Annotated in this window: 4 protein-coding genes; 1 reads left to right on the forward strand and 3 read right to left on the reverse strand. The window is 55.1% G+C overall.

The genetic code is table 11. The features are described 5' to 3' along the window. Positions 1-23: 23 nt before the first annotated feature. The 3 genes from M0974_RS32880 to M0974_RS32890 form a co-directional block, all read right to left on the reverse strand. The gene (locus M0974_RS32880; protein WP_297846454.1) at positions 24-350 is read right to left on the reverse strand and encodes a transcriptional regulator; all 327 of its coding nucleotides are present in this window, start codon (positions 348-350) and stop codon (positions 24-26) included. A 266-nt stretch (positions 351-616) separates the two neighbouring features. After that, positions 617-853 carry a glutaredoxin family protein gene (locus M0974_RS32885; protein ID WP_297846456.1) on the reverse strand — a complete coding sequence of 79 codons (237 nt, stop codon included), beginning with the start codon at positions 851-853 and terminating at the stop codon, positions 617-619. Between the two features lie 92 nt (positions 854-945). Next, positions 946-2,154, reverse strand: a complete 1,209-nt coding sequence (locus tag M0974_RS32890) for an ammonium transporter (RefSeq protein WP_297846457.1) — start codon at positions 2,152-2,154, stop codon at positions 946-948. 358 nt (positions 2,155-2,512) lie between these two features. Here M0974_RS32890 and M0974_RS32895 point away from each other — a divergent pair. Then, the coding region (locus M0974_RS32895; protein WP_297846459.1) for a DUF883 family protein at positions 2,513-2,624 on the forward strand (112 nt) is incomplete at its 3' end.

A 2,624-nucleotide genomic window follows, 5' to 3' on the forward strand; every position in this document is an offset into this window, starting at 1 on the left:
AATACGGCGGCAGCGGCGGGCCTCTAGCACCGAGCCAATAAAGGACTTTGCGCAGCGGCGGCCTCGGTAAACTCCTTCAGCCAACGCAAGACATCGACTGCCTCCCAACGTGCAGGATCGTAGAGCGCGTAAAGCAGGCCCTGATACCCGACCACGTCTAGCTGACGGTGATAACCCGCACGTTGAAACAACGCTTCGATTTCAGCGAAGCAGGTATTGAAATGCACTTTGGTAAAGGGGGTTTTACCCTCGGTGACCAAACCGTCCATGCGCAGCTCTAACACGGCCTCGCTGACCACCTCGACCGACATCCGATTTACGCTGTTTTTCAGTTGTTCGACATTGATCATATCGGTTGCTCTCTGTGTGTTCTTTGCATTCGTTCAATCGCAATGGGGCTGCGTTGTCAACTGCCGGGTTGTATCAGCCTGCGCTGCGCACAACCCAAGCAGCAAACTACCGATGACTGTGTTGATACGTGGTAGCGACCGACTGACTGTACATGCATACAGTAAACGAATTGGCACCCGCTGACCATTGGATTGTCATCAGCGGGCGACCGGAGGGAGAGAAGGAGAGAGGAAGGCCCAACCGCGCTGTCTCGCAGCAAACTAGGTTACCGCAAAAAATCCACCACCTGATCAGCATCGAACGGCCAATCCAGTTCCGCGCCGGTATCGATACGCCGTAGCACAGGTATGCGCAGACCGTATTCGTCATACAGTGCTTCCCGCTCACCGATGTCGATCAGCTCGACCATTAAACCGTGCTCTACCAATGGCAGTAGCTCGGCTTCGGCGACTTCACACAAGTGACACCCGAGGGTGCCGAACAGTTGGCATTCAGGAGGCATAGGTGCACCTTTCACAGGACCTTGGACATGAGAAAGGCTCTATTTTATGCCACAGTTTCCGAGCGCGTCGAGGTCAATCCAGCACACTGTTTTCAATCCTGACTCACCGACCCGATCTTGTGAATCGACAGGTCCGCACCGTAATACTCTTCCTCTTGGCTCAAGCGCAGCCCGGTGATCATCTTAATCGCGCCATACACCAGGAAACCGCCCAGGAGCGCCACCACGACACCGGCCGCGGTGCCAAGCAGTTGGCTGATGAGGCTGACTCCGCCCAAACCGCCCAATGCTGTTTGGCCAAAGATCCCGCACGCTACCCCGCCCCAGACACCGCACAGCCCGTGCAGCGGCCAAACCCCAAGAACGTCGTCGATTTTCCAACGCACTTGTGCCGCCGTAAAACACCAGACGAACAACGCGCCGGCGATCAGCCCGGTGATTAAAGCGCCCACCGGGTGCATCAAATCCGACCCTGCACAAATAGCCACAAGACCCGCCAGTGGCCCGTTGTGTAAAAAGCCTGGATCGTTACGCCCGATGATTAAAGCGGCAACGGTACCGCCGACCATCGCCATCAACGAGTTGACCGCCACCAGCCCGCTGACATTCTCCAGCGTCTGCGCGCTCATGACATTAAAGCCGAACCAACCCACGATCAGAATCCACGACCCCAGCGCCAGAAACGGGATACTCGACGGTGGGTAGGCGACCAGTCGCCCTTCCCGATAGCGCCCGTTGCGTGGTCCCAGCAACAATACCGCTGCCAGCGCCAGCCAGCCACCCATGGCGTGAACTACCACTGAACCGGCAAAGTCGTGAAAGCTGGCGCCGAAGCTCTTCAATAACCAGGCTTGCACGCCAAAATTGCCGTTCCAGACAACGCCTTCAAAAAAAGGATAAACAAATGCCACAATCAACACTGTTGCGCACATCTGTGGCGCGAATCGAGCGCGCTCCGCGATGCCCCCGGAAATAATCGCGGGTATTGCTGCGGCGAAGGTCAGCAGGAAGAAAAACTTCACCAGCCCGTAGCCATGGTCAGCGCTTATCACTGCCGCGGGCTGCAGAAAAGTCACACCATAGGAAATCCAATAGCCTATAAAGAAATACGCGAGCGTCGACATAGCGAAATCGCTGAGAATCTTGGATAACGCATTCACCTGATTCTTATGGCGAACAGTTCCGACCTCGAGAAATGCAAACCCGGCATGCATAGCCAAGACCATCACGGCGCCGAGTAATATAAAGACGGTATTTGAGCTTTGGACCAAATGGTCCACCGCAGTGTGTAAATTTTCCATCGATGGGCAGGCCTGCAAAGATTTTGAAAAGCACCAAAACGGTTCAGCCCGCATTTGCGTGCACCTAAACGGAGCCAGTCTGTAATCAGAGCTTTGAGGCATGTACCGATTTGGCGCGGGCGAATTAGGCGAGCAATAATCCGTAAGGGTGTTTTCTAACGTTTTTAGTGTGAGCGTCAGGTCCGGGGGCCGTTCTACCCCCCGCCTTCGCCCTTATTAAGCGCATCTACCCTCCGTGGCGCACCACATGGAAGCAAAACCTGTACCACATAAGGTTCACCGGCAAATGCTGAATGAAATGAACCTTCGGCAAACCGATAGACTCGAAACATCGCAAGCCACTAAATGGAGATAACCAATGGCCCGCACTACAGCGCAGAACGCTCAGGAAATACTGATGGCTGATTTTCAGACTCTGGTCAACGACACTGAAAAGCTGCTCGCCCACACCGCGACGCTGGCCGGTGATC

It is taken from the genome of Pseudomonas sp., from assembly GCF_026224925.1.
Taxonomy (GTDB): domain Bacteria; phylum Pseudomonadota; class Gammaproteobacteria; order Pseudomonadales; family Pseudomonadaceae; genus Aquipseudomonas.

Coding starts and splice junctions, on each gene's coding strand:
- M0974_RS32880 (WP_297846454.1), bottom strand. CDS start 350: ATGATCAATGTCGAACAACTGAAAAACAGCGTAAATCGGATGTCGGTC.
- M0974_RS32885 (WP_297846456.1), bottom strand. CDS start 853: ATGCCTCCTGAATGCCAACTGTTCGGCACCCTCGGGTGTCACTTGTGT.
- M0974_RS32890 (WP_297846457.1), bottom strand. CDS start 2,154: ATGGAAAATTTACACACTGCGGTGGACCATTTGGTCCAAAGCTCAAAT.